Origin of the sequence: Pedococcus sp. (assembly GCF_036554925.1) — a bacterium.
Lineage (GTDB): Bacteria > Actinomycetota > Actinomycetes > Actinomycetales > Dermatophilaceae > Pedococcus_A.
In genome coordinates this window covers 1-24,752 of record NZ_DATBMI010000134.1, presented here as the reverse complement: position 1 = coordinate 24,752, position 24,752 = coordinate 1, and the positions used below count along the sequence as shown (strand labels likewise).

General features: G+C 73.9%; 24 protein-coding genes. 12 read left to right on the top strand and 12 right to left on the bottom strand.

Annotated elements, in window-relative coordinates; translation table 11 throughout:
• Positions 1–117 precede the first annotated feature (117 nt).
• The gene (locus VIB11_RS11210) at positions 118–1,623 is read right to left on the bottom strand and encodes a DEAD/DEAH box helicase (RefSeq protein ID WP_332031265.1); all 1,506 of its coding nucleotides are present in this window, start codon (positions 1,621–1,623) and stop codon (positions 118–120) included.
• 221 nt (positions 1,624–1,844) lie between these two features.
• Here VIB11_RS11210 and VIB11_RS11205 point away from each other — a divergent pair, with 221 nt between their 5' ends.
• The gene (locus VIB11_RS11205) at positions 1,845–2,066 is read left to right on the top strand and encodes a hypothetical protein (RefSeq protein WP_332031263.1); all 222 of its coding nucleotides are present in this window, start codon (positions 1,845–1,847) and stop codon (positions 2,064–2,066) included.
• A 24-nt stretch (positions 2,067–2,090) separates the two neighbouring features.
• Here VIB11_RS11205 and VIB11_RS11200 read toward each other — a convergent pair whose 3' ends face one another.
• Positions 2,091–2,864, bottom strand: coding sequence for a maleylpyruvate isomerase N-terminal domain-containing protein (locus tag VIB11_RS11200; RefSeq protein ID WP_332031261.1), 774 nt, complete (start codon positions 2,862–2,864; stop codon positions 2,091–2,093).
• 39 nt (positions 2,865–2,903) lie between these two features.
• On the opposite strand from VIB11_RS11200, the gene nadA reads away from it, so the two are divergent.
• Positions 2,904–4,121 carry a quinolinate synthase NadA gene (gene nadA, locus VIB11_RS11195; protein WP_332031259.1) on the top strand — a complete coding sequence of 406 codons (1,218 nt, stop codon included), beginning with the start codon at positions 2,904–2,906 and terminating at the stop codon, positions 4,119–4,121.
• A 36-nt stretch (positions 4,122–4,157) separates the two neighbouring features.
• Here nadA and VIB11_RS11190 read toward each other — a convergent pair whose 3' ends face one another.
• The 3 genes from VIB11_RS11190 to VIB11_RS11180 all read right to left on the bottom strand — a co-directional run bounded on the left by VIB11_RS11190 (position 4,158) and on the right by VIB11_RS11180 (position 8,037).
• Positions 4,158–5,402, bottom strand: coding sequence for a saccharopine dehydrogenase family protein (locus VIB11_RS11190; protein ID WP_332031257.1), 1,245 nt, complete (start codon positions 5,400–5,402; stop codon positions 4,158–4,160).
• Complete coding sequence (locus VIB11_RS11185) at positions 5,399–6,469, bottom strand: glutathione S-transferase family protein (RefSeq protein ID WP_332031255.1); 1,071 nt, start codon at positions 6,467–6,469, stop codon at positions 5,399–5,401. The genes VIB11_RS11190 and VIB11_RS11185 overlap by 4 nt, the downstream gene beginning before the upstream one ends.
• A 203-nt stretch (positions 6,470–6,672) precedes the next feature.
• Entirely contained in the window at positions 6,673–8,037 is a 1,365-nt protein-coding gene (locus tag VIB11_RS11180) for a dipeptidase (protein WP_332031253.1), read from the bottom strand.
• 151 nt (positions 8,038–8,188) lie between these two features.
• On the opposite strand from VIB11_RS11180, the gene VIB11_RS11175 reads away from it, so the two are divergent.
• A complete protein-coding gene (locus VIB11_RS11175; protein WP_332031251.1) occupies positions 8,189–8,770 on the top strand; it encodes a DUF3043 domain-containing protein in 582 nt (193 codons plus the stop codon).
• Positions 8,771–8,845: 75 nt separating this feature from the next.
• Here VIB11_RS11175 and VIB11_RS11170 read toward each other — a convergent pair whose 3' ends face one another.
• Both VIB11_RS11170 and cobT read right to left on the bottom strand, forming a co-directional pair.
• Positions 8,846–9,061 (bottom strand): hypothetical protein, encoded by a 216-nt coding sequence (locus VIB11_RS11170; RefSeq protein WP_332031249.1) that lies wholly within the window; start codon positions 9,059–9,061, stop codon positions 8,846–8,848.
• A 22-nt stretch (positions 9,062–9,083) separates the two neighbouring features.
• Positions 9,084–10,133 carry a nicotinate-nucleotide--dimethylbenzimidazole phosphoribosyltransferase gene (gene cobT, locus VIB11_RS11165; protein ID WP_332031247.1) on the bottom strand — a complete coding sequence of 350 codons (1,050 nt, stop codon included), beginning with the start codon at positions 10,131–10,133 and terminating at the stop codon, positions 9,084–9,086.
• Positions 10,134–10,463: 330 nt separating this feature from the next.
• On the opposite strand from cobT, the gene VIB11_RS11160 reads away from it, so the two are divergent.
• From VIB11_RS11160 to VIB11_RS11135, 6 genes are all read left to right on the top strand, one after another.
• The gene (locus VIB11_RS11160; protein ID WP_332031246.1) at positions 10,464–11,174 is read left to right on the top strand and encodes an SCO2322 family protein; all 711 of its coding nucleotides are present in this window, start codon (positions 10,464–10,466) and stop codon (positions 11,172–11,174) included.
• A gap of 61 nt (positions 11,175–11,235) precedes the next feature.
• Positions 11,236–12,351, top strand: a complete 1,116-nt coding sequence (locus VIB11_RS11155) for an energy-coupling factor transporter transmembrane component T (RefSeq protein WP_332031244.1) — start codon at positions 11,236–11,238, stop codon at positions 12,349–12,351.
• Positions 12,348–14,000 (top strand): ABC transporter ATP-binding protein, encoded by a 1,653-nt coding sequence (locus tag VIB11_RS11150; protein WP_332031242.1) that lies wholly within the window; start codon positions 12,348–12,350, stop codon positions 13,998–14,000. Before VIB11_RS11155 ends, VIB11_RS11150 begins: the two co-directional genes overlap by 4 nt.
• Entirely contained in the window at positions 13,997–14,815 is an 819-nt protein-coding gene (locus VIB11_RS11145) for an ECF transporter S component (protein WP_332031240.1), read from the top strand. Before VIB11_RS11150 ends, VIB11_RS11145 begins: the two co-directional genes overlap by 4 nt.
• The gene (locus tag VIB11_RS11140) at positions 14,812–15,363 is read left to right on the top strand and encodes a bifunctional adenosylcobinamide kinase/adenosylcobinamide-phosphate guanylyltransferase (protein ID WP_332031238.1); all 552 of its coding nucleotides are present in this window, start codon (positions 14,812–14,814) and stop codon (positions 15,361–15,363) included. Before VIB11_RS11145 ends, VIB11_RS11140 begins: the two co-directional genes overlap by 4 nt.
• 18 nt (positions 15,364–15,381) lie before the next feature.
• Positions 15,382–16,209, top strand: coding sequence for an adenosylcobinamide-GDP ribazoletransferase (locus VIB11_RS11135; protein ID WP_332031236.1), 828 nt, complete (start codon positions 15,382–15,384; stop codon positions 16,207–16,209).
• 29 nt (positions 16,210–16,238) lie between these two features.
• On the opposite strand, the gene VIB11_RS11130 is transcribed toward VIB11_RS11135, so the two are convergent.
• Genes VIB11_RS11130 through gcvT form a run of 3 tightly spaced genes read right to left on the bottom strand, consistent with a single transcriptional unit; the run spans position 16,239 to position 18,720 of the window.
• Entirely contained in the window at positions 16,239–17,096 is an 858-nt protein-coding gene (locus VIB11_RS11130; RefSeq protein ID WP_332031234.1) for an LLM class flavin-dependent oxidoreductase, read from the bottom strand.
• A gap of 33 nt (positions 17,097–17,129) precedes the next feature.
• Complete coding sequence (locus tag VIB11_RS11125) at positions 17,130–17,600, bottom strand: OsmC family protein (protein ID WP_332031232.1); 471 nt, start codon at positions 17,598–17,600, stop codon at positions 17,130–17,132.
• A 13-nt stretch (positions 17,601–17,613) separates the two neighbouring features.
• The gene (gene gcvT, locus VIB11_RS11120) at positions 17,614–18,720 is read right to left on the bottom strand and encodes a glycine cleavage system aminomethyltransferase GcvT (RefSeq protein WP_332031230.1); all 1,107 of its coding nucleotides are present in this window, start codon (positions 18,718–18,720) and stop codon (positions 17,614–17,616) included.
• Between the two features lie 98 nt (positions 18,721–18,818).
• Here gcvT and VIB11_RS11115 point away from each other — a divergent pair, with 98 nt between their 5' ends.
• The gene (locus VIB11_RS11115) at positions 18,819–20,372 is read left to right on the top strand and encodes a leucyl aminopeptidase (protein ID WP_332031228.1); all 1,554 of its coding nucleotides are present in this window, start codon (positions 18,819–18,821) and stop codon (positions 20,370–20,372) included.
• Between the two features lie 71 nt (positions 20,373–20,443).
• Here the strand turns inward: VIB11_RS11115 and VIB11_RS11110 are convergent, their stop codons facing one another.
• Positions 20,444–20,641 (bottom strand): DUF5302 domain-containing protein, encoded by a 198-nt coding sequence (locus VIB11_RS11110; protein WP_332031226.1) that lies wholly within the window; start codon positions 20,639–20,641, stop codon positions 20,444–20,446.
• Between the two features lie 133 nt (positions 20,642–20,774).
• Positions 20,775–21,113 (bottom strand): hypothetical protein, encoded by a 339-nt coding sequence (locus VIB11_RS11105; RefSeq protein ID WP_332031225.1) that lies wholly within the window; start codon positions 21,111–21,113, stop codon positions 20,775–20,777.
• Positions 21,114–21,352: 239 nt separating this feature from the next.
• Between VIB11_RS11105 and lpdA the strand changes: the two genes are divergently transcribed.
• Positions 21,353–22,732 carry a dihydrolipoyl dehydrogenase gene (gene lpdA, locus VIB11_RS11100; protein WP_332031223.1) on the top strand — a complete coding sequence of 460 codons (1,380 nt, stop codon included), beginning with the start codon at positions 21,353–21,355 and terminating at the stop codon, positions 22,730–22,732.
• Positions 22,733–22,766: 34 nt separating this feature from the next.
• A complete protein-coding gene (sucB, locus tag VIB11_RS11095; RefSeq protein WP_332031221.1) occupies positions 22,767–24,584 on the top strand; it encodes a 2-oxoglutarate dehydrogenase, E2 component, dihydrolipoamide succinyltransferase in 1,818 nt (605 codons plus the stop codon).
• Positions 24,585–24,752: the final 168 nt, after the last annotated feature.

Sequence of the window (24,752 nt, the reverse complement as noted above, 5' to 3'; positions counted from 1 at the left end):
GGCCATCGCCTCCGCCGCCTGGGTGGCTGTGAGGGTCCCGGTGAAGCAGTCAGGCGCGATGAGGACGTGCACATTCGGACTGTACCCGTGCCTCCCCACGCCGGCCGCGGAGCCGCCTCAGCGGCTTCTCCGCGACCCGGCTCTGCTGGCCGCGGAGAAGGCTGCAGCGCCGCCGGACGACGTGGAGTAGACGGTGGCCGACCCGGAACCCGATCCGCCCGACCGTCCGCCCGACCGTCCGCCGGAACGCCGCCCGCCACCGGAGCCGGCGGTGCGGCTGCCCTGGCCGGAGCCGGCGGTGCGGCTGCCCTGGCCGGAGCCGCCCGAGCGGCCGCTGCCCTGGCCGGAGCCGGCGGTGCGCGCGCCACGCTGCCCGCGGCCCGACTGCCGCCCCTTCCCGCCGGAGGCCTGCGCCGTCCCCGTCGCCGTGTCGACCACGATCCCGCCGGGGAACGCGCGCTCGCCCGGGGCGACCTCGCGCAGCAGGGGGTGGCTCGGGTCGAGCCGCGTCGTGGTCGGCTTGATGCCTGCCTTGCGGGTGAGGTCGCGCACATCGGCGACCTGCTCGGCGGTCATCAGGGTGACGACCGTCCCGGCTGCACCGGCACGGGCCGTGCGGCCGGAGCGGTGCAGGTATGCCTTGTGCTCGACGGGCGGGTCCGCGTGCACCACCAGGCCCACGTCGTCGACGTGGATGCCGCGTGCAGCGATGTCCGTGGCCACCAGGGTCGAGGCCGCGCCGGTGTGGAAGGCATCGAGGTTGCGCGTGCGGGCACCCTGGCTGAGGTTGCCGTGCAGCTCGACAGCGGGGACGCCGGAGGCGTTCAGCTGCTTGGCCAGCTTCTTGGCGCCGTGCTTGGTCCTGGTGAAGACGACCGTCCGTCCCGGTGCAGCGGCAAGGTCGACGAGCACAGGGAGGCGGTGGTCCTTGTGCACGTGGAAGACGTGGTGCGCCATGGTCGACACCGGCGACTGGGCCGAGTCGGCCTGGTGCGTGACCGGGCTGACGAGGAAGCGCTTGACGAGGACGTCGACCCCGGCGTCGAGGGTCGCAGAGAACAGCAGCCGCTGCCCGGTCCGGGGCGTGCGGTCCATGATCCGGCGCACCCCGGGCAGGAAGCCGAGGTCGGCCATGTGGTCCGCCTCGTCGAGCACGGTGACCTCGATCCCGTCGAGGGAGACGTGGCCCTGGCCGATGAGGTCCTCGAGGCGCCCCGGGCACGCCACGACGATGTCCACGCCACGGCGCAGCGCAGTCACCTGCGGGCCCTGCCCCACCCCGCCGAACACGGTGAGGCTGGTCAGGCCGAGCGGCCGGGCCAGCGGCGTGAGGGCGGTGTCGATCTGGGTGGCGAGCTCGCGGGTCGGCGCGAGGACCAGGGCGCGGGGCCGGCCGGGCTGGCGCCGCGTGGGCTGCGCCGCGAGTCGCGTCAGCAGCGGGAGGAGAAAGGCGTACGTCTTGCCCGAGCCGGTACGGCCCCGGCCGAGGACGTCACGGCCGGCCATCGAGTCGGGCAGGGTCGCGGCCTGGATCGGGGTCGGGGTGGTGATGCCGTCGGCGGCCAGGACGTCGGCGAGGGCGGCGGGCACGCCGAGGGTGGCGAAGGTGGTGTCAGCAGACACAGGTGGGTGCTCCCGGAGAAGAGTGGTGGTCGTTCTGCCCGGCGCGAGCCAGCACTGGGTCGCGGCGCGTGAGCATCGACATCAGAAGAGCGGCCCGAGGCAGAACTGTGCGGACCGCGCGATGTCGGCACCCTACCCCGGACAGCACCCAGAACCCGATTTCCGTGCTCCGGCGAGCTGCCGATGCGGGAAAGTCGGGCAAAAGGGAGCACACTGGGGGGATGCGTCCACGTCAGCCCGCCAACAGGCCACGTCCCGCCAACAGCCCCTTCCGCGCCGAGGCCGCGCCGGCCAGGCCGGACTACTCCGTGGACGACCGGGTGACCCACGACCGGCACGGGCTCGGCCGGGTCGTGCGCCTCGACGGCGACCGCGTCGACGTCCGGTTCGGCTCCCAGACGGTGAGCGTCGCGGTGACGAGCCCGCGGCTCCACGCGCTGTGACCCAGCGCTGAGCCTGACGCACCCCTAGGGGACGAGGCCCGCGTCCAGCAGGCGGTCCACCGCCCCCTGGTCCCCCGCGACGGCCAGCCCCCGCCGGTCGGCCCGCCCCCACAGGGCGAGGTAGAGGTGCACGGCCGGGGCGGACACCAGGGCCACGGCGTCCTCGGCCTCCCCGTCCTCGACCCGGACCTCCCCCTGCCCCAGCCGGAGGGTCCACGACCTGCCACTGCCGTCCGCGGCGAACGCCACCGGCTGCGGCGCGGGCACCAGCTCCTCAGGAGGGCGAGGCGCGAGCCGCTCGAGCTTCCTCGGCGCCATGACGCGCAGCACCTCGTCGACCCCATCGGCGGCCTCGTCGCTCGACAGGTGCGGCAGCGCGGCGACCAGACCCGATGTCGGGAGCCGTCCGGTCGCCTGCAGCAGGTCCACCAGGTGCACGGCCGTCTCGTGCACCTGGCGCCGACGCCAGAAGGCCACCCGCTGGTCAGGACCGAAGAACGTCCACGCCGGCTGCTCCGGACCCAGTCCGGAGAGAGTGTCGACCAGCTCGGCGACGCACGCGGCATACCACTGCGCGAGGGGCTGTGAGGTGTCCCGGCGCGGGTAGGGCCGGGGCTGCTCCCCCGTCCGGGCGGCGGCTGCCGCCCACAAGTGCACCCGGCCGAGGTGGTCGACGAGCGTGGTGACGTCCCATCCCGGACAGGCGGGGACCGGGGCCGTGGGGTCGGCGCGCCCGACGGCGCTGGACATCGCCGCGGTGACGCGGGCCAGAGCGGTCAGTGCGGCGTCGGCGTCCATGGCGCAGACCCTATGCCGCCGATGTGAAACGATCGCACCGTGAGCACCACCGCGGACACCTCCCCCACCCCCGCCCCCCTGCCGCTGCTCGTCCTCGGCCACGGCCGTGACCTGGCGTCCGAGCGGGGTGTCGAGTGCCCCGGCGACCTTCCAGCACCCTCCGACCCGGGGCTCGTCGAGCGTGCAAGGGCAGCGAAGGCCGCGCTCGGTGACAAGGTCTTCGTCCTGGGGCACCACTACCAGCGCGACGAGGTCATCGAGTTCGCCGACGTCACCGGAGACTCGTTCAAGCTGGCCAAGGAGGCGGCGGCCCGGCCCGAGGCGCCATACATCGTCTTCTGCGGTGTGCACTTCATGGCCGAGTCGGCCGACATCCTCACCAGCGACGAGCAGACCGTGGTGCTGCCCGACCTGGCCGCCGGGTGCTCGATGGCCGACATGGCGGCGATCCACCAGGTCGAGGACGCCTGGGACGACCTCGACGCGGCGGGCGTCGCCGACGACACGGTCCCGGTGACGTACATGAACTCCTCGGCCGCGATCAAGGCCTTCACCGGTCGGCACGGCGGCACCATCTGCACGTCCTCCAACGCGCGCACCGCGCTGTCGTGGGCGTTCTCGCAGGCCGGTGACGGCCGCCTCGAGGGTGGCACCGGCAAGGTGCTCTTCCTCCCGGACCAGCACCTCGGCCGCAACACCTGGGCCCGCGACCTCGGCGGGGCGCTCTCCGACTGCGTGGTCTTCGACCCGCACCGCCCGATGGGCGGCCTGACGAAGCAGCAGCTGAAGGACGCGCGGATGATCCTGTGGCGCGGGCACTGCTCGGTGCATGGCCGCTTCACCCTCGACGCCGTCGAGCAGGCCCGCCGCGAGATCCCCGATGTCAAGGTGATCGTGCACCCGGAGTGCCGCCACGAGGTCGTCGAGGCCGCCGACGAGGTCGGCTCGACCGAGAAGATCATCAAGACCATCGCCGCGGCACCCGACGGCACGAAGTGGGTCGTCGGCACCGAGCTCAACCTCGTCAAGCGCCTCGCCGCCGAGTTCCCACGCCAGCAGGTCGCCTTCCTCGAGACGAACGTCTGCTACTGCTCGACGATGAACCGCATCGACCTCCCGCACCTGGTGTGGGCGCTGGAGTCCCTCGTCGACGGCCGGGTGGTCAACCCGATCCGCGTCGACCCGGACGTCGCGCACTTCGCGCGGGTGGCGCTCGACCAGATGCTCGCCCTGCCGGGTGAGACGCACCGCGACTGAGCCGTGCGCCGCGCGCCCGACGTGGCGCGCTCCTGCTCAGCGTTGGTCGGTGGTCTCCTCGACCGTCAGGGTGAACCCCCGGGCGCGGAGCCGGTCGGCGAGCACGCCGCCCATGGCGGTCGCCGGCGTCAGGACGCCCGCCCGCTGCGGCAGCACCGGCTCGTCACCGGCCAGGCACAGGGCGGACTCCGCGAGCATGACGGCCGTCGCGGCATACCCGGGGTCTCCCTGCGCCGCCACCGTGGCGAGGTAGCGCCGGCCACTCGTGGTGGTGGTGCGCACCTCCATCCGGAAGCGGCCGGCGGCCCGGGCCTGCTCGCTCGGCCCCTCCCCCGGGGACGGCAGCAGGCGGTCCAGCACGGGACGGGTGCGGGGGTTCGCGAGACCGGCGAGGGCCAGGCCGAGCCCGGCGGTGACGGCTGTCGCACGCGCCCTGCCACGCACCCCACGGCCGAACGCGCTGACCTCGCGGTAGCGGAAGCGGCGGCCGTAGGCGTGCCCGAGGAGGGCGTTGCTGCGCCGGACGATCCGGGTGTTGAACGCGGCCATGACGAACGGGCCGACCCACGTCCCGGTCTGCGCGTCGCGGAACACCGAGGCGATGTCGCGCTCGCGCCCGAGGTCGGGCTCGCCCGCCCTGTCCGGGCTGAGCGCGTAGGGATCGCGCAGGACCCGCGCGAGCGAGCGGTCCGCGCCGACGGCCTCGAGCTGCGCCCGCGAGGAGTCGATGGTGCCGCCGCTCAGCCCGCCAGTGGCCCGGGCCTGGAGCGTGGTGTCGCCGAGCTCGCCGGCACCGTCGGCCTGCGCGCGCTCGTGCAGCATCAGGACGGCGAGGTCCGAGGGGATCGAGTCGTAGCCACAGGCCGTCACCACCCGTGCGCCCGTGCGGACCGCCGTCTCGTGGCAGCGGTCGATCGCGTCGCGGACGAAGAGCACCTCGCCGGTGAGGTCGGCGTAGTGGGTGCCGGCCTCGACGCAGGCCTGGACGAGCGGCAGGCCGTACCGGGCATAGGGGCCGACCGTGGTGGCCACGACCCGCGCCGAGCGGGCCAGTGAGCGGAGCCCGGCGGGGTCGGCGGCGTCGGCCGTGACGACGGGCCACTGCCGGGCCTCCCCGGGCAGCGCGGTCCGCACCCGCTCCAACCGCTCCCGAGAGCGGCCGGCCAGGGCGATGCGGCAGCCGGCGGGCGCGTGGGCCGCGAGATCCTCGGCGACCAGCCGGCCCACGAAGCCGGTGGCGCCGAACAGCACGACGTCGTGCTCACGCACCGCGCCGGTCATCCGCGCGGCTTCTGGCCGACCGGCACGCCCACGACCTCGCTGGGGTGCTGCTCCCTCGGCCGGTGCTCCGGTGGCACCCGCTCGGCCTCGCCCACCGGGCCCGGCGGGGTGCCGTCGCCGAACGGCCTGCCGCCGAGGGCCTCGCGTCCGTGGGGAAGGAGCCACCCCGACAGGTCGGGCCCCACGGGGATGACGCCGGTCGGGTTGATGTCCTCGTGCACCACGTAGTAGTGCGCCTTGATGTGGGCGAAGTCGACCGTGTCGCCGAACCCGGGGGTCTGGAACAGGTCCCGAGCGTACGCACCCAGCACCGGCATCTCGCTGAGCTTGAACCTGTTGCACTTGAAGTGACCGTGGTAGACGGCGTCGAAGCGCACGAGGGTCGTGAACAGCCGCACGTCGGCCTCGGTGATGGAGTCGCCGACGAGGTAGCGCTCCGTGCGCAGCAGGCCGGCCAGCCACTCGAGCGCACGCCACAGCCGCTCGTACGCCTCCTCGTAGGCCGCCTGGGTCCCCGCGAAGCCGCACCGGTAGACGCCGTTGTTCACCTCGGCGTAGACCCGGCGGTTGATCTCGTCGATCTCCGGGCGGAGGGCCTCGGGGTAGAGGTCGGGGGCGCCGTCCCGGTGGTGCTCCCTCCACTGCGTGGAGAAGTCGAGGGTCATCTGGGCGAAGTCGTTGGTGACCACCTTCCCGGTGGCGATGTCGACCATCGCCGGCACCGTGATGCCCCGGGCGTAGCCGGGCTCCCGGGCCTCGTAGGCGTCCTTGAGGCGCGGGATGCCGAGGACGGGGTCGACCCCGCCCGGGTCGAGGTCGAAGGTCCAGCTGTCGTCGTCGTGGACGGGCCCGCAGAGACCCATGGGGATGGCGTCCTCGAGGCCGAGCAGACGGCGGACGATGATGGCGCGGCTCGCCCAGGGGCAGGCCCGGGCGGCCACGAGGCGGTAGCGGCCCGGCTCCACGGCCCACTCGCCCTCGCCGTCGGACGTGATGCGGTCGTGGATGTAGCGGGTGTCCCGCTCGTAGCTCTGCTGGACATAGCCAGTGCGCTTGGTCTCGGCCATGGCCCGAACCTAACCGAGCCGCACAGCCCGCGCCCGCCCTCCCTGCGACCGGGCCGCAGGCACGCTGCCCGGGTCACAGGCGGGCGGCGCACCCCAGCGAGGCAGCACCAGCGGGGCACCCCGCCTCAGCGAGGCAGCACCAGCGGGGCACCCCGCCTCAGCGAGGGAGCACCAGCGGGGCGCCGCGCCGCAGTGAGGGAGCGTCAGCGGGGCAGCGCACCCACGCGGGCCAGCAGCAGCGCCTCGGCCTCGCACACCCGCTGGAACTCGCCGAGGTGCAGCGACTCGTTGGCGCCGTGCGCCCGCGCGTCCGGGTCCTCGACGCCGGTCACGAGGATCGCCGCCTCGGGGAACCGCTCCGCGAACGCCGCCACGAACGGGATCGACCCGCCGACACCGATGTCGACCGGCTCGACACCCCACGCGTCGGTGAAGGCAGCCCGGGCCTGGTCGTAGACGGGGCCGCGGGCGTCGGCGGCGAACCCGGCGCCCTGGTCGTCGAGGTGCACCTCGACCTTCGCGCCCCACGGGGTGTGCTTCGCGATGTGGGCCTGCACCGCCGCCCAGGCCTCCTGCGGGTCCTCGTCGGGAGCGAGGCGGATCGACACCTTCGCGCTCACGCTCGGCACGAGCGTGTTCGAGCTGGTCGCCACCGAGGGCGCGTCGATGCCGATGACCGTCGCGGTGGGCTTGTTCCAGATGCGGGTGAGCAGCGAGCCCGTGCCGACCACGTCGACGCCGTCGAGCAGGCCGGACTCCTCCCGCAGCCGCGCCTCGTCGTAGTCGAGGTCGGAGGCGACACCGGACCTCAGGCCCTCGATCGCCACGTCACCGCTGTCGTCGTGCAGGCTCGCCAGCAACCGCACCATCGGCATCATCGCGTCGGGCACCGCCCCGCCGAACATGCCCGAGTGGATGCCGTGGTCGAGGGTGGTCACCGTGATGACGACCCGGATCAGGCCGCGCAGCGTGGTGGTCAGGGCCGGCTCGCCGATCGCCCAGTTGGTCGAGTCCGCCAGGACGATCGCATCCGCGCGCAGTTTCTCGCCGTGCCGCTCGAGGATCGTGGGCAGCGAGTCGGAGCCGATCTCCTCCTCCCCCTCGACGAACACCGTCACGCCCACCGGCAGGCTGCCGCGGTGGGCCCGCAGCGCGGCGAGGTGCGCCATGATCCCGGCCTTGTCGTCGGCGGCGCCGCGGCCGTAGAGCCGGCCGTCACGCTCGGTCGGCTCGAACGGCGGGCTGTCCCAGAGGTCGTCGCTCCCCGTCGGCTGCACGTCGTGGTGCGCGTAGAGCATGACCGTCGGCGCACCCGCTGGCCCGTCGATGTGGCCGATCACCGCGGGGCGACCGCCCTCACGGACGATCTCGACGTCGAGGCCCTCGGCACGCAGCAGCTCGGCCGTGGCCTCGGCGCTGGCCTCGACGTGCGCCTGGTCGAAGGCGTCGAGGGAGATGCTCGGGATCCGGGTCAGGGCCTCGAGGTCCGCGCGGATGCCGGGCATGAGGCCCGCCACGGTGCTCTTGAGGTCGGCGATCTGGTCGGCGGTCAGCACGTCGTCGGTCACGGTCGGGAGCCTAGCCGGTGGCCGCGCTCGGTCGAGGAGGCCGTCGGCCAGGCGCCGGGAGCGGACGGCCCACGGCGGGCAGCGGGCCACGGGCCACCCGCCCGGCTCCCGCGATGCGGAGGAACTCGTCCGCACGGCATACAGTTGGCCCGTGTTTGGACGCAACAAGACGCTGAACGAGCAGCAGGCCGAGACGGTCACCCGCCCCGAGCGGGAGGGCGCGAAGAACCGGCCGACCCCGAAGCGGCGCGAGCAGGAGGCGGCCCGCAAGAGGCCGCTGGTCGTCACCGACCGCAAGGCCGCCCGCCAGGCTGACCGGCTCAAGCGGCGGGAGTCCTCCGCGAAGATGCGCGAGGCCATGCTCACCGGCGACGACCGCCACCTCCCGGCGCGCGACAAGGGCCCGGAGCGGCGGTTCATCCGCGACTACGTCGACGCCCGCTGGAACCTCGGCGAGTTCATGCTCCCCGTGATGCTGGTCGTGCTGGCGCTGTCGTTCATCCGGCTGCCGTGGGCGCAGCTGAGCGTGTTCGTCCTCGTGTACGGCCTGCTCCTCGTGGCCGTCGGCGACGCCATCCTCATGTGGCGCCGGCTCAAGAAGCGCCTCGCCGCGAAGTTCGGCGCCGACGGCGTGCCCAAGGGTGGGGCCATGTATGCCGTGATGCGCGCGTTCCAGATGCGGCGCTCGCGGATGCCCCGCCCGCTGGTCAAGCGCGGCGAGTACCCCGCGTAGGGTCCCGTGCCGCCGGGGCCTGCCCGGCGCCCTGCCCCCGCGAGCGCTCCGCGCCGTTTCGGCGCCTGCTCTCGCCTACTCCGCGGCCTGAAGGCTCATCGGCCCGTAGACGAGCTGGCCCTCGCGGTACAGGCTGACGGCGTCCACCCCTGCGGCGGCCAGCTCGTGCCAGGTCTCGCCGAACCAGTTCTCGGCGTCGGACTGCGACGGGAACGCGGTCGTCACGAGGCCCTCCCCGCTCAGCGGCGAGCCGTCGGCGTCGAGATAGGTCCAGGTCCACGCATCGCTCATGCGACGCATCGTATGCCGCGGCTCACTTCCCGGTGACCCCTGCGGAGTCGAAGGTGGCCACCTCGGTGAGCAGGCGGGCCGCCGACTGCACGAGGGGGACCGCGAGCACGGCACCCGAGCCCTCTCCCAGCCGGAGGCCGAGGTCGAGGGCGGGCGTCAGCCCGAGGTGGTCCAGGCCCACCCGCGCGCCCGGCTCCACGGACAGGTGGCCTGCGACCCAGTAGCCGGTCGCGGCCGGGCAGAGGGCGCTGGCGACCAGTGCCGCGGACACCGCGATGACGCCGTCCAGCACCACCGGCACCCTTCGCGCCGCGGCGCCGAGGAGAAAGCCCGCCAGGGCGGCGTGCTCGAGCCCGCCCACCTCGGCGAGGACGTGGAGCGGATCCGAGCGGTCGAGCCGCTCCATGGCACGCTCGATGGCGGCCGTCTTGCGCACCAGGGTGGGGTCGTCGATGCCGGTGCCCCGGCCCGTGACCTCGGAGGGCTCGCTCCGGGTGAGAGCGGCCACCAGCGCGGCCGACGCGGTGGTGTTGGCGATGCCCATGTCGCCGGTCACGAGCAGGTCCGCGCCACCGCCGACGAGGTGGTCCGCGACCCCGACGCCCACCTCGAGCGCCGCCGTTGCCTCGGCCCGCGTCATCGCCGGGCCGCACGCCAGGTCGGCCGTCCCATGGGCGACCTTGCGGCTCAACAGGTTCGGGGCCTCTGGAAGGTCGGCCGCCACGCCCACGTCCACCACCGTGACCGAGGCGCCGACCTGACGGGCCAGGGCGTTGACGACGGCCCCGCCGCCGGCGAGGTTCGCGACCATCTGCGCGGTGACCTCCTGCGGCCAGGGCGTCACGCCCTGTGCGTGGACCCCATGGTCACCGGCGAAGACCGCGACGGCCGGCGTCGACGGCACCGGTGGGGGGCACTGCCCGGAGATGGCGGCGAGCTGGGAGCCGAGGTCCTCGAGGAGGCCCATCGAGCCCGGGGGCTTCGTGAGCTGGGACTGCCGCGCGTCGGCCTCGACGGCGGCCCGCGCGGACGGCGGTCGGATGGACGCGATGGTCTGGGCGAGCAGAGACACGGGGTTCCTCCTGGGGACGACGCGGTCACCCTAGCGAGCCCGCCGAGGCGGGACGGCACCCCCGGACGCTGCGGCCGAGATCACTTTGACAGCACCCCCGGGCGGGTGGGACGGTTCGCTCGTCGAAAGCCCGCTGTCAGGGGAAGCCGGTCCAAGTCCGGCGCTGTCCCGCAACCGTAGGCCGATCCCGCAGCTCATCCGGGACGGCGAGCCGGAGCGCCTGGCCCCGGGAGTCGACTCCAACATCGTCCGTCGTGGAATGCGGACCGGAGTCAGGGACGTCGGGCCTGAGCAGGGCCGCGTCTCCTCGCCGGTCGCGAGGAGGAACCCATGTCTCGCACCACCCTGCGGCCGGCTCTGGCCGCGCTGTCCCTGATCGTCGCCCTCGTGGCCGCCGTCGTCGTCCCGGCCCAGTCCGCGAGCGCCGCCGCGTACCGCTACTGGGGCTACTTCCAGCTGCAGGGCTCCGCCTGGGCGTTCGCCAGCAAGGGCCCTGAGCAGGTCACCCCCGCCGACGGCTCCGTCGAGGGCTGGCGGTTCGCCGTCGCCGGCGAGAGCGACAGCCGTACGCCCCGCGCCACCGCCACGTTCGCCGACCTGTGCGGCACGACGCCCGCCGAGACGGGGAAGAAGCGCGTCGGTGTGGTCATCGACTACGGACGGGGGGCCGACACCGAGGACGGCACGGAGCCGCCCGCACCGGCCGGCAAGTGCGCTGTCGTCGCCAGCGCCGCCACGGGCGCGGAGGTCCTGGCGTCGGTGGCGGCAGTCCGGGCCGAGAACGGCCTGGTCTGCGCGGTCGACCAGCACCCGGCCAAGGGCTGCGGCGGCGAGGTCAAGGAGGTCAGCGCGCAGGCGCAGGCCGCCGACACGCCTGTGACGCTGTCGACGCCGAAGGCGGTGTCCGAGGGTGACGCCGCGGCAGCCCCCGCCGCCGACGGCGAGGGTGCGCCGATCATGGCGTATGCCGGTATCGCCGTTGCGGTCGCCGCCGCCGCTGGGCTCCTGCTCGCCGCCCGGCGTCGCCGCGCCGACCACTGAGCCGCTCCCACTCGGTGCCCGACCACGAGCCGCAGACCATGCCCTCCGACCTGACCCGACGATGAGCCCGCGGCCCGCCCACGCCTCGCTCCCCAGGCTGCTCCACCCTGCCGCCTGGTGGCTGTGGGGCCTCGGCCTGGCAGCGGCGGCGTCTCGGACGACCAACCCGGTGCTGCTCGTCCTCATCGTCGTGGTGGCGGGCTGGGTGGTCCTGGAGCGGCGCGAGGTCGGCGCGACGAACGCGTTCGTCCCCTTCCTCGTGATCGGCCTGGTCGCGATCGCCCTGCGGGTCGTCATGGTCACGCTGCTCGGGGGCGGGGTGACCGGCCGCGTGGTCATCTTCCGCCTGCCCGAGATCCCGCTCCCGGAGTGGACGAGCGGAGTGCGGCTGGGCGGCGCGGTGACCCTCGAGGGGCTGGTCGCCGCGGCATACGAGGGCATGCGGCTGGCCGCGGTGCTGGCCTGCCTCGGCGCCACCAACGCGCTGGCGAGCCCCCGGCGCCTGCTCCGCTATGTGCCGGCCACGCTCTACGAGGTCGGGACAGCCGTGGTGGTGGCGCTGACGTTCGCACCGCAGCTGGTCGAGGACGCCACCCGCGTCCGTGGCGCGCGCCGGCTGCGCGGGCACTCGGGCAAGGGCCTGCGCGAGATGGGGCGCCTGGCGGTTCCCGTCCTCGTCGGCGCCCTCGAGCGGTCGCTGAGCCTGGCGGCGTCGATGGAGTCGCGCGGCTACGGTCGGGTCGTGCGACGCACCACCTCCTCGACCAGGCTGGCGGGTGCCCTGACCCTGTTCGGGCTGCTGGGGGTCGTCATCGGCCTCTACGGGCTGCTCGACGCGACCAGCCCGGCCGTCCTCGGCGCCCCCCTGCTCGTCGCCGGTGCCGTGTGCTCCGGCGCGGCGCTCGCGGTGGGGGCCCGGCGCGACCCGCGCACCCGCTACCGCCGCGACCCGTGGGCCGCACCGGAGTGGCTGGTCGCAGCCAGCGGCGCCGTCCCGGCCGCGGCCCTGTCCGTCGCCGCGGGGCTGTCGTGGGACGGCGTGGTGCCGCAGCAGGTGCCGCTGGCCCTGCCGGCCGTCCCGCTCGCACTCGTCGCCGCCGTGGCGGTCGGGGCGCTGCCCGCGTGGGTCGCACCCGTCCCGCCGCTGCTGGCCCAGACCAGGGAGGCCAAGGCATGATCCGCTTCGACGGGGTCGGGGTGACCTACCAGACCACGCACGACCTGGCGCCCGCGGGCGGGCTGCCGGTCACCGATCCGGGCACCGTCTTCGCCGACGCCACCTTCGAGATCGCGGAGGGCGAGCTGGTCCTCGTGGTCGGCCCCACGGGCTCGGGCAAGTCCACGCTGCTGCGCTGCATCAACGGCCTGGTTCCGCACTTCTCGGGCGGCACCCTCCACGGGCGCGTCGTGGTCGGTGGACGTGACACGCGGGAGCACCGACCCCGGGACCTCGCCGACCTCGTCGGCTTCGTCGTGCAGGACCCCGTCTCCTCGTTCGTCACCGACACGGTCGAGGAGGAGATCGCCTACGGCATGGAGGCGCTCGGGGTCGACGCGACCGCCATGCGCCGCCGCGTCGAGGAGACCCTGGACCTCCTCGGGCTCGCCGACGTGCGCCACCGCCCGCTGCGCGACCTCTCCGGTGGGCAGCAGCAGCGCGTGGCGATCGGGGCGGTGCTGGCAGCGGGCCCCAGGATCCTCGTCCTGGACGAGCCCACCTCGGCACTGGACCCGGTGGCGGCCGAGGACGTCCTCGCCACGCTCCACCGGCTCGTGCACGACCTGGGCATCACCGTGGTCGTCGCCGAGCACCGCCTCGAGCGTGTCATCCACCACGCCGACCGGGTCGTCCTCATCGGCGACGGCGGCGTCTCCGGCCTGCTCGACCCCGCGGACGCGATGGTGAGCTCGCCGATCTACCCGCCGGTCATCGGCCTCGGCAGGGCCCTGCGCTGGTCCCCGCTCCCGCTGTCGGTCCGGGACGCACGACGCCGCGCGGGGGACGTGCGCGACGCGCTGTCGGGCGCTCAGCCGGCTGCCGCACCGACGGCGGGCAGGGCGCTCACCCCCGTCGCCCGGGTGGAGGGCCTGGCCGTCCGGCGCGGCGCCGTGATGGCGTTGCGCGGGGTGAGCCTCGACGTCCGCCCGGGCGAGGTCGTCGCGGTCATGGGCCGCAACGGCGCCGGGAAGTCCACCCTGCTCGCCAGCCTGGTCGGGCACGTCTCCCCGGCCGCGGGGTCGGTGCGTCTGGGCGACCTCGACCCGGACGGCGCCACCCCCGCCGACGTCGTGCGGCGGGCCGGGATGGTGCCGCAGGATCCGTCCCTGATCCTGTATGCCGAGTCCGTCGCCGAGGAGTGCGAGGCCGCGGACCGCGACTTCCGCCTCCCTCCCGGGACCACCGCGCAGACGCTCGAGCGGATCGTGCCCGGCCTGGACCACGACCAGCACCCGCGAGACCTCTCGGAGGGGCAGCGGGTCTCGCTGGCCCTGGCGGTGATCCTCGCCTCGGGTCCGTCGGTGGTGCTCCTCGACGAGCCGACCCGCGGGCTGGACTACGCAGCCAAGCGACGCCTCGTCGGGATGCTGCGCGACCTGTCCGCGGCGGGCACGGCGGTGGCCATCGCCACCCACGACGTCGAGCTCGCGGCCGAGGTCGCCAGCCGGGTGGTGGTGCTCGCCGAGGGCGAGGTCGTGGCGGACGGCCCGGCGGCAGCCGTGCTCGCCGGCTCCCCCGCCTTCGCCCCCCAGGTCTCCAAGGTCCTGCATCCCCTGCACTTCCTGACGGTCGACCAGGTCGTGGCCGCCGTGGGGGCGGCGTCATGAGCGGTGCCGGCGCCTTCGGCGCGTCGAGCCGGTGGCGCGCCCTGGCCGCCATGGGTCTGGTGATGGTGGTCGGGGTCGTCTCGTTCGGCTGGCCGTTCCTCGCCGAGCCGGGGTCGCAGGTGAGCCAGCTCGGGCACGGCGCCGACGCGTCGTTCATCTTCGTCGCGCTGATGGGGCTGCTCGGGGTCGTGCTGCTCGCCGAGCTGACCTCGGGCGGCATCGACGCCAAGGGCATCGCCGTGCTCGGCGTCCTCGCGTCCGCGGCGGGTGCGCTGCGCGTGCTGTCCGCAGGCACCGCCGGCCTCGAGCCGATGTTCTTCCTGCTGGTGATCGCCGGCCGCGTGCTCGGTGCCAGCAAGGGGTTCCTGTTCGGTGCGCTGGCCCTGCTCACGTCGGCATTCCTCACCGCCGGGATCGGCCCGTGGACGCCGTTCCAGATGATCGCCTGCGGGTGGGCAGCCATGGGGGCCGGGCTGCTGCCCCGAGCCACCGGTTGGGCCGAGCGCGTCATGCTCGCCGTCTACGGTCTGGCGTGCGGAATGGTCTACGGTGCCGTCATGAACCTCTGGTTCTGGCCCTTCCTGGGGGCGGCCGCGCCCGCCGGCGCCGGCTACGTTCCCGGAGCGGGTGCTGCCGTCAACCTCGGCCACTACGCGGTCTTCTACGTCACCACCTCCCTGGTGTGGGACCTCCCCCGCGGGCTCCTCACCGGCGGGCTGGTGCTCGTCGCGAGCGCTCCGCTCCTGCGCGCCCTGCGCCGGAGCCTGCGGCAGGCGCGGTTCGACGTCCCCGTCCAGTTCGCCCCGACGCCATGACGACGACCCTCGTCCTGGGCGGTGTGCGCAGCGGCAAGAGCCGCTACGCCGAACAGCTGCTGCGCGGGCACGAGGAGGTCCTCTACGTCGCCCCCGGGTACCCCGCGGACGAGGGCGACCCGGACTGGGCGGCGCGGGTCGAACGGCACCGGGCGCGGCGGCCCGAGGGGTGGAAGACACTCGAGACCCTCGACCTCGCCGACGCCATCCGCGCCGCGACGACCCCGGTCCTCGTCGACTGCCTGGGTCTCTGGCTGACGCGCTTCATCGACGGCATCGGCGGCTGGGACTCCCCCAAGGAGACCGGGATCGCGGTGGCCTGGGCGGTCCGCGACCTTGCCGACGCCTGGGAGAACGCCCCGACCGAGATCGTGGCCGTCACCAACGAGGTGGGGCTGGGGGTCGTCCCCTCGACGCCGTCCGGTGGGCTGTTCCGCGACGAGCTCGGCCGGCTCAACTCCGAGCTCTCCGCGCGAAGCGACCGGGTGGTCCTGGTCGTCGCGGGCCGTGTGCTCGACCTCAGCGACGCCCCGGTCATCGACGAGTAGCCGCCGAGCACGGACCCAGTGAACGCCGTTCGCCTGGCCTTCGGCCTGCTCACCGCCGTCCCCACGGCGACGCTCCCTCGGGTCGACCGCCTGTCGGCCGGCAGGGCCATGCTCCTGGCGCCGGTCACGGCGCTCCCCCTCGTGGTCGTGGTCGCGGCTGCCCACCGCGTGGTGGTCGCCGGATCCCCTCCCCTGGTGACCGCTGCCCTGGTGGTGGCGCTCGGCACGCTCTACAGCCGCGCCATGCACCTCGACGGCCTCGCGGACACCGCCGACGGCCTGTCGGCGGGCTACGACGCAGAGTCGTCCCTGCGCGCCATGAAGGCCTCCGACACCGGCCCGTCCGGCGTGGCGGCGGTCACCCTGGCGCTGCTGGTCGAGGTGGCCGCCCTCGCGTCCCTCCTGCCGACCGCCACCGGCACGGGGCTGGCCTGTCTCGCGTGGGTGACCTCCCGCCACACTCTCGCCGTCGCGTGCCGGCGCGGGGTGCCGGCAGCCCAGCCGGAGGGTCTCGGCGCGCTGGTGGCGGGCACGGTGGGGCCGGTCGGGCTCGCTGCGAGTGCGGCGGTGCTCGGCGCCGTCGCCGGGACCCTCCCGTTCCTGAGCTCCGCGCTCGCCCCGGTGGCCTCCGTGCCAGCCGACGCCGAGGGGTGGAGCGCCACCGGGTGGCTCGCGCTGCTCGTGGCCGCCGGCGGCCTGGCCGCGTCGGCGCTGCTCGTCCGCCGCTGCCGCCGGCGCCTGGGCGGGATCAGCGGGGACGTCCTCGGCGCCGGGATCGAGGTCGCGCTGGCGGCCTCGCTCGCCGTCGCCGCCCTCGCGGCCGGCGCGGCCGGCGCGGCCGCCTAGCCTCGCCAGCGGACGAGCCCTGCGGCGGACTAACCTCCTGGCGGGCCGGCCTCCACGCGGCGGCGCACCTCGGCGAGCCCCTCGGGCCCGGCCGGGACACCCCACCAGCTCTCGACCCACCAGGTGCCGCCCGCCTGTTCCCAGTCGGCGGGCGTGCCCTCGAGCTGGGCGAACTCCCCGCTCGAGTCCGCCTCCACCACGACGTCATAGCCCTCCCAGGGGAGTTCGAGCCGCTCGCGTTCCGCCCGCACCAGACCGACCACCTCGGCGAAGGAGTCCAGGTCGTAGTGCGAGCCGGGCCCTGGCTGGGTGCGGTCGACGACGTACGGCAGCAGGCCGTCCCAGCGCGCCGCCCTCGCGAGGGAGGGCTGGCGGTGCTGGCCCGGAACGTACGCGCCCACCACCCACACCGGGGGCCTCGGCCGCTGCACCGGCGGGGGCGGCAGCATGAAGTCGGTCGGGCGCGCGGAATAGTGGGTGCCCTCGAACGAGAACGGCTGGCCTCGCATCAGCCCGTCGAAGACCGCAAGACCCTCGTCGAGCTTCTGGGCTCGTACCCGGCGCCCCTCGTCCGCCTCGAAGGCCGTCCATCCGTCGTGCAGGGCACCGAGCCCGGCGCCCATGATGGCCCGACCCGCGCTGAGCCGGTCCACGGTGCCGACACGGGAGGCGAGGTCCCACGGCCGCCAGCGCGGGACCGGCGTCAGCAGCGTGCCGAGCCTGATCCGCTCGGTGACCATGGCGGCGGCGCCCAGCGTCACCCACGCGTCGACGCCGAAGACCGCCTCCCAGGTGAAGATGCCGTCCCAGCCGTGCGCCTCGCCCACCTGGGCCAGCTCGGCGAACTGACGGGAGTCGGCATACGGCACCACGAAGCCACACCTCATGACAGCGACGCTACCGCCGCGATCCGACAGTCCTCAGCCCCCGACGACCACGGTCGGGTCCACCCGCACCTCGGCGGTCAGCGAGTTGGCGACGTAGCACTCGTCATGGGCCTGGTGCACCAGAGGCGCCACGACGCCGGCGGGGTCTGGACCCGCCTGCGCGGTGACGGTGATCCGCGGCCGCAGCTCGATGCGCGTGATTCGCTGCGGGGAGACGTCGGCTGGCATCACCCCGACGGCGTCGTCCTCGTAGCCGACGACGTCGACCCCGGCCCGCGCCGCCACCGCGAGGAAGGACAGCAGCTGGCACGAGCTCGCCGCCATGACCACCAGCTGCTCCGGGTTCATCAGGTCGGAGTCCCCCCGGAAGTGCGGGTCGGCGCTGAGCTCGACGACGTCCGCCGCCGGCGGCGCGACCGCCGAGTGGGCGCGTGGGTAGGCTCGGTACCCCGCCCCCGTGGACCCGCTCCACTGGAGCTGCGCGCGGTAGGTGTGGTCCGGCATACGGCCCGCTGCCTCAGCTCTCGCGGACGCCGACCTCGACGAACGGCGGGCGCACCACGCGAGCAGGGACCTCGCGTCCGCGAACGTCGATGACGACCTCGTCGCCCTCGCTGACCGACGGCGCCAGCAAGGCGAGCGCGATGCCGTTCCTCAGCGTGGGCGAGAAGGTCCCGGAGGTCACCTCGCCGACCTGCTTGCCGTCGGCGACCACCGCGCAGTGGGCCCGGGGTATGCCGCGGCCGGTGGCGAGCAGCCCCCAAGCCACCTTGGCGGGTCCGGCCGCCTTCTCCGCCACCAGGGCCTCCCGCCCCCAGAAAGCGCTCTTCTTCCAGCCGACGGCCCAGCCGACGCGCGCCTGCACGGGGCTGATGTCGGGGCTGAGCTCGTTGCCGTGGAGGGCGTACCCCATCTCGGTGCGCAGCGTGTCTCGGGCGCCGAGGCCACACGGCAGTCCGCCGTGCGGCTCCGCAGCCCGGAGCAGGGCGTCCCAGAGCTCGGCGGCGACCCCCCAGGCCGGCACCAGCTCGTAGCCTCGCTCCCCGGTGTAGCCGGTGCGGCACACGATGACCGGGTGACCTTGCCACTGCGTCTCGACGAAGGACATGTAGTCGTGGCCGGCGGGCAGCCCCAGCGCCTCGAGCACCTCGTCGCTCTTGGTGCCCTGGACCGCGATGACGCCGTAGCCCTCGTGGAGGTTCTCGACCTCGATGCCCTCTGGAGCCGCGGCCTCGAGCATCTCGACGACCGCCGCCGTGTTCGCGGCGTTCGGGATCAGGAAGACGTCGTCGTCGCCGCGCAGGTAGGCGATGAGGTCGTCCACCACACCGCCGCTCTCGTTGCAGCACAGGGTGTACTGCGCCTTCCCCGGCGCGATGCGGTCGAGGTCGTTCGCGAGGCACGAGTTGACGAAGTCCTTGGCGCCCGGGCCGTGCACGCGGGCCTTGCCGAGGTGTGAGACGTCGAAGAGGCCGACGGAGGTCCGCACCGCCGTGTGCTCCCGCACGACCCCACCGCCGGGGTACTCGATCGGCATCTCCCAGCCACCGAAGTCGGCCATCTTGGCGCCGAGCGCCACGTGCTTCTCGTGAAGGGGGGACGTCTTCAGGGCGCCGTTGCTCATGGGCGGAACCGTACCGCCACCGCCCACCGGTCAGCACTGCCGTGGCTATCCTGCAGGGCGAAGGTGACCCCTCCCCCGACGACGAAGGACCACACGGCGTGACCACACTGACCGTTTCAGACCGCCCCGCCCACGAGCTGAAGGCTGACGCCCTGGTCCTCGCGACCGTGTCCGTCGACGGCTCCGCAGCACTCGCGGCGGGCCACGGGCTGCCGCCGGAGGCAGCAGACCACCTCGGCTCCGCGCTGACGGCACTGGCGGCGAAGGGTGCCGCCGACGAGGTGCTTCGCCTCGCGGGGGTGCCCGGGGTGGCCGCCGCCGTCGTCGTCCTCACCGGTCTCGGCGAGGGCACCGCGGAGGCCTCGTCCTTCCCCGAGGAGACCCTGCGGCGCGCCGCCGGTGCGGCGACGCGGGCCCTGAGCGGGGTCGGCAAGGTGGCGGTGGCGCTGCCGGCCGCCGACGCCGGGTCCGCCGCCGCGGTCGCCGAGGGTGCTGCGCTCGGGTCCTACCGGTATGCCGGCCTGCGCGGCGAGACGACCGGCGCCGCCAAGGGGTCCAGGAACGCCCGCACCGCCAGGACCAAGGCCGAGCAGAACGCCGGGCCCGCGGCGGTCATCGTCGTGAGCGACCGCGCTCGCGACCGCGGCGTGAAGGCTGCGGTCAAGCGTGCCGGTGTCCTCGCCGAGGCGACGGCCTACGCCCGCGACCTCGTCAACACCCCGCCCAACCGGCTCTTCCCGCAGTCCTTCGCCGACTCCGTGAAGGCGCGTGCCTCCGCGTCGTCCGCCAAGGTGTCCGTCCGGGTGCTCGACGAGAAGGCCCTCGCCAAGGGCGGGTTCGGCGGCATCGTGGGAGTGGGCCAGGGGTCGGCCAACCCGCCGCGCATCGTCGAGCTGACCTGGAAGCCGGCCAGGGCCAAGGCGTCGCTCGCGCTCGTCGGCAAGGGCATCACGTTCGACTCCGGCGGCCTCTGCATCAAGCCGGCGGCCGGGATGCTCACCATGAAGTCCGACATGGCCGGTGCCGCAGCGGTCGCCGCGACGGTGTTCGCCGTCGCCGAGCTCGGGGTGCCGGTGGCCGTGACCGGCTACCTCTGCCTCGCCGAGAACATGCCGAGCGGCACCGCGCAACGCCCGGGGGACGTGGTCACCATGCGCAACGGCACGACCGTCGAGATCATCGACACCGACGCCGAGGGGCGCATGGTCCTCGGCGACGGCCTCTGCCTCGCGAGCGAGTCCGCCCCTGACGCGGTCGTCGACATCGCCACCCTCACCGGCGCCCAGATGGTCGCCCTCGGGGCGCGGGTCGCGGCGATCATGGCCAACGACGACGAGTTCCGTGACACGGTCCGGTCCGCGGCCGACGCCGCGGGCGAGGCCGCCTGGCCGATGCCCCTCCCTGCCGACCTCCGGTCGCAGCTCGACTCGAGCGTCGCCGACCTGGCCCACAAGGGCGAGCGTTGGGGCGGCATGCTCACCGCCGGGCTGTTCCTCAAGGAGTTCGTCGGCGAGGGAATCCCCTGGGCCCACATCGACATCGCGGGACCGTCCTTCAACGAGGGTGGTGCCTGGGGCCGCACGCCCAAGGGCGGGACCGGCTTCGGCGTCGCGACGCTGCTGTCGCTCGCGGAGGGCTACGCCGCCCGCTGAGCCGCGCGGCACCACCCGCACGCCGGAGGGCCTGGTCCGAGCTGGACCAGGCCCTCCGGCGTGGCTGCCGCTCAGCCGCTCTTGCGGCGGAACATCTGCTGGGTCGCGCTGGTGGCCGCGCTCTGCGCATGGTCGACCTTGGAATGCTCCTGGTCGTCGGAGACGTCCTTGCCTCCGTGGGCGTGCTTGCGGTCGAGAGCGTCGCGGAACTTCTTCTTGAGGTCCTCGCTGGCGGCCGGGCGGCCAGCGCCCTTCGGCGTGTTCGACATCGTCACTCCCTGCCTCGGTGCGGGCACCGTGTGCCCCGGTCGCCCCCCAGCGTGGCACCGCCACCGCGCCATGGCCACCGGGTTTCCGTCCAGCTCCACGTCGTATGCCGCGGACGCGCCGGGGCCCCGCGACTCAGCCCTTCCTGCGCTGCCGGGAGTTCCACTCGCGCATGCGGTTCGGGTATCCGGTCTGGTTCACGTCGTAGACGGGCACGCCGAGGCTCCGCGCCAGGTCGAACGCCGCCTCGCGCGACCCCGCGGCCCGCCGGGTCCACTCCCCGTCGTGCGCGATCAGGATGACGGTCGTGGCAGTGACGTTGGTCGGGGGCTCCACGTAGGCCTCGACGCCTCGCCGGGTGGTCGCGAACTCGGCGAGGTGGTCGCGGACCGCCTGCCGGTCCACGGCCATGTTGGGCCCGTCCGACCGGCCCCCCGACTGCCGCGCGCGCCCACCGCGCCTCCACCACGCCATGCCCCCACCATAGGCGGCCACGACCACCCACCAAGCGGATTCGACACGCCGCTGCGGGCACGTGTTCCCGTGGTCGACCCGACCGGCGACGGGCCCTCGACCCGGCAGTGGACCTGCTTGCGCCTGCTCCGCCAATCAGTGACAAGATGCTCTGTGTTGGCCGCGCCCCTGTCACGACCTGGCGGCGACCGCAGCCGACACCGACCCGACCATGCGAACGACGCAAGGGAGCGAGCACGATGCCGGCTGACGCCGAGAGCACCTTCGATGTAGTGATCCTCGGCGGAGGCAGCGGCGGCTACGCCTGCGCGTTCCGCGCGGCCCAGCTCGGACTGAGCGTGGCCCTGGTCGAGAAGGACAAGCTCGGGGGCACCTGTCTCCACGTCGGCTGCATCCCCACGAAGGCGCTCCTCCATGCCGCGGAGGTGGCGGACTCCGCGCGCGAGAGCTCGACGTTCGGCGTCAAGGCAACCTTCGAGTCCGTCGACATGTCCGGCGTCAACGCCTACAAGGACGGCGTGGTCAGCCGGCTCTACAAGGGCCTCCAGGGACTCGCGAAGGCCCACCGGATCGAGATGGTCGAGGGCGAGGGCCGCCTCGTCGGCCCCAAGACCGTCGAGGTCGCTGGCCGCCGGGTCACCGGCCGCAACGTCGTGCTCGCCACCGGCTCCTACGCCAAGAGCCTGCCCGGTCTCGAGATCGGCGGCCGGGTCATGACGAGCGAGCAGGCCCTGCAGCTGCAGGACGTCCCGGCCCGCGTGGTGGTCCTCGGTGGCGGTGTGATCGGTGTCGAGTTCGCCTCCGTGTTCCGCTCGTTCGGCTCCGAGGTCACGATCGTCGAGGCCCTGCCCCGGCTCGTGGCGGCGGAGGACGAAGCCATCTCCAAGCAGCTCGAGCGCAGCTTCCGCAAGCGCAAGATCGCCTTCAAGACAGGGGCCCGCTTCGATGGAGCGACCCAGTCCGGGGACACCGTCACCGTCAGCCTCGAGGGCGGCGAGCGGATCGAGGCCGACCTGCTGCTCGTGGCGGTGGGCCGTGGCCCGGTGACCGACGGCCTCGGCTACGAGGAGGCGGGCGTGCGCGTGGACCGCGGCTTCGTCATCGCGGACGAGCGCTGCCGCACCGGTGTCGACGGCGTCTACGCGGTGGGCGACATCGTGCCCGGCCTCCAGCTGGCGCACCGCGGCTTCGCCCAGGGCGTCTTCGTCGCCGAGGACATCGCCGGCCTGGAGCCCGCCCCGATCGACGAGATGGGCATTCCCCGGGTCACCTACTGCGACCCGGAGATCGCCTCCGTCGGGCTGACCGAGGCACAGGCCCGCGAGAAGCACGCCGAGGTGGAGACCTACGAGTACAACCTCGGCGGCAACGGCAAGTCCCAGATCCTGCAGACCCAGGGCTTCGTGAAGCTCGTGCGCGAGAAGGACGGTCCGGTCGTCGGCGTCCACATGATCGGCGCGCGGATGGGCGAGCAGATCGGCGAGGCCCAGCTCATCTACAACTGGGAGGCGCTGCCCTCCGATGTCGCAGGCCTCGTCCACGCCCACCCCACCCAGAACGAAGCCCTCGGAGAGGCGCACCTGGCCCTGGCCGGCAAGCCGCTCCACGCCCACGCCTGAACCGCCAGCGAAGAACACCAAGGAGATTGATTCCATGTCTGAACGCGTGACCATGCCGGCCCTGGGTGAGTCGGTCACCGAAGGCACCGTGACGCGCTGGCTGAAGAACGTCGGCGACACCGTCGCCGTCGACGAGCCGCTGCTCGAGGTCTCGACCGACAAGGTCGACACCGAGATCCCCTCCCCCGTCGCCGGGGTGCTGCAGGAGATCCTCGCCGGTGAGGACGACACCGTGCCGGTGGGCGCGGACCTCGCCGTGATCGGTGACGGCGACGGCGGCTCCGGCGAGACCGGCGGCCAGCAGGCGCAGGACCAGCAGGCGCAGGGCCAGCAGGCGCAGGACCAGCAGGCGCAGGACCAGCAGGAGCAGGGCGGGGAGAGCGAGCAGGCTCAGCAGCCAGCGGCACCCTCGGCCGAGCAGGCGGAGCAGCCCGCGACGTCCGAGCCGGAGCAGGCGCAGCAGGAACAGCAGGGCGGCGGCGCCTCCGGTGGCGAGACGGTGACCATGCCCGCGCTCGGCGAGTCCGTCACCGAGGGCACCGTCACCCGCTGGCTGAAGGCTGAGGGCGACGAGGTCGCCGTCGACGAGCCGCTGCTCGAGGTCTCCACCGACAAGGTCGACACCGAGATCCCGTCGCCGGTCGCCGGCACCCTGACGAAGATCCTCGTCAACGAGGACGACACGGTGCCGGTGGGCGCCGACCTCGCCATCATCGGCGGCTCCGCCGGTGGCGCGCAGGCACCGGCGGCTCCGGAGCAGGCCCCCCAGCAGGAGCAGGCGCCCGCCGCGCAGCAGCAGGCCCCCCAGCAGGAGCAGGCCCCCGCCGCGCCGCAGCAGGAGCAGGCGCCCGCCCCGCAGCAGGCCGCCCCCACCACGCAGCCGGCTCAGGCGGGCACCGAGGCCCCTGACGCGTCCGCGTACGTCACCCCGCTGGTGCGCAAGCTCGCCGCCGAGAACGACGTCGACCTCGCGGACCTCAAGGGCACCGGCATCGGCGGCCGCATCCGCAAGCAGGATGTCCTCGACGCCGCCAAGGCGGCGCAGGAGGCGAAGCAGGCTCCGGCGCCGGCCGCCACGGCCCCTGCACCGGCCGCCAGCGCGCCGGCCCAGGCCTCGCGTCCGGCCGCGTCGCCCAAGCGCGGGACCACCGAGAAGATGTCCCGTCTGCGGCAGACGATCGCCAAGCGCATGGTCGAGTCCCTTCAGGTGTCGGCACAGCTGACCACCGTCGTCGAGGTGGACGTCACCAAGATCGCGCGGCTGCGGGCTCGGGCCAAGACGGAGTTCGAGCGCCGCGAGGGCACCAAGCTCAGCTTCCTGCCCTTCTTCGCCCTGGCCGCGGTCGAGGCGCTCAAGGCCCACCCGAACGTCAACGCCAGCGTCGACGGCACCGAGGTCACCTACCACGGCGCCGAGCACCTCGGCGTCGCGGTCGACACCGAGAAGGGCCTGCTCGTCCCCGTCATCAAGAACGCCGGGGACCTCAACATCGCCGGTCTCGCCCGTGCGATCGCCGACCTCGCCGACCGCACCCGCAACAACAAGATCACCCCGGACGAGCTCGGTGGCGGCACCTTCACGCTGACCAACACCGGCAGCCGTGGCGCACTGTTCGACACGCCGATCATCAACCAGCCGCAGGTGGCCATCCTCGGCACCGGCGCCGTGGTGAAGCGCCCCGTCGTGGTGACCGACGCCGACGGTGGCGAGACGATCGCGATCCGGTCCATGGCCTACCTGGCCCTGTCGTACGACCACCGCATCGTCGACGGCGCGGACGCCGCCCGGTTCCTGTCGACCATGAAGGCCCGCCTCGAAGAAGGCGCCTTCGAGGCCTCGCTCGGCCTGTAGCCGAGCGGACCACGACGGACACGAGGATGCCGCAGCGCGTCGCCATCACCGGAGCCTCCGGACTGATCGGCGGCGCGCTGTCGGCCTTCCTGATCGACCGCGGGGACGAGGTGCTCCACCTCGTCCGCAGGCCGGCGCGCACCGCTGCCGAGATCTCCTGGGATCCGG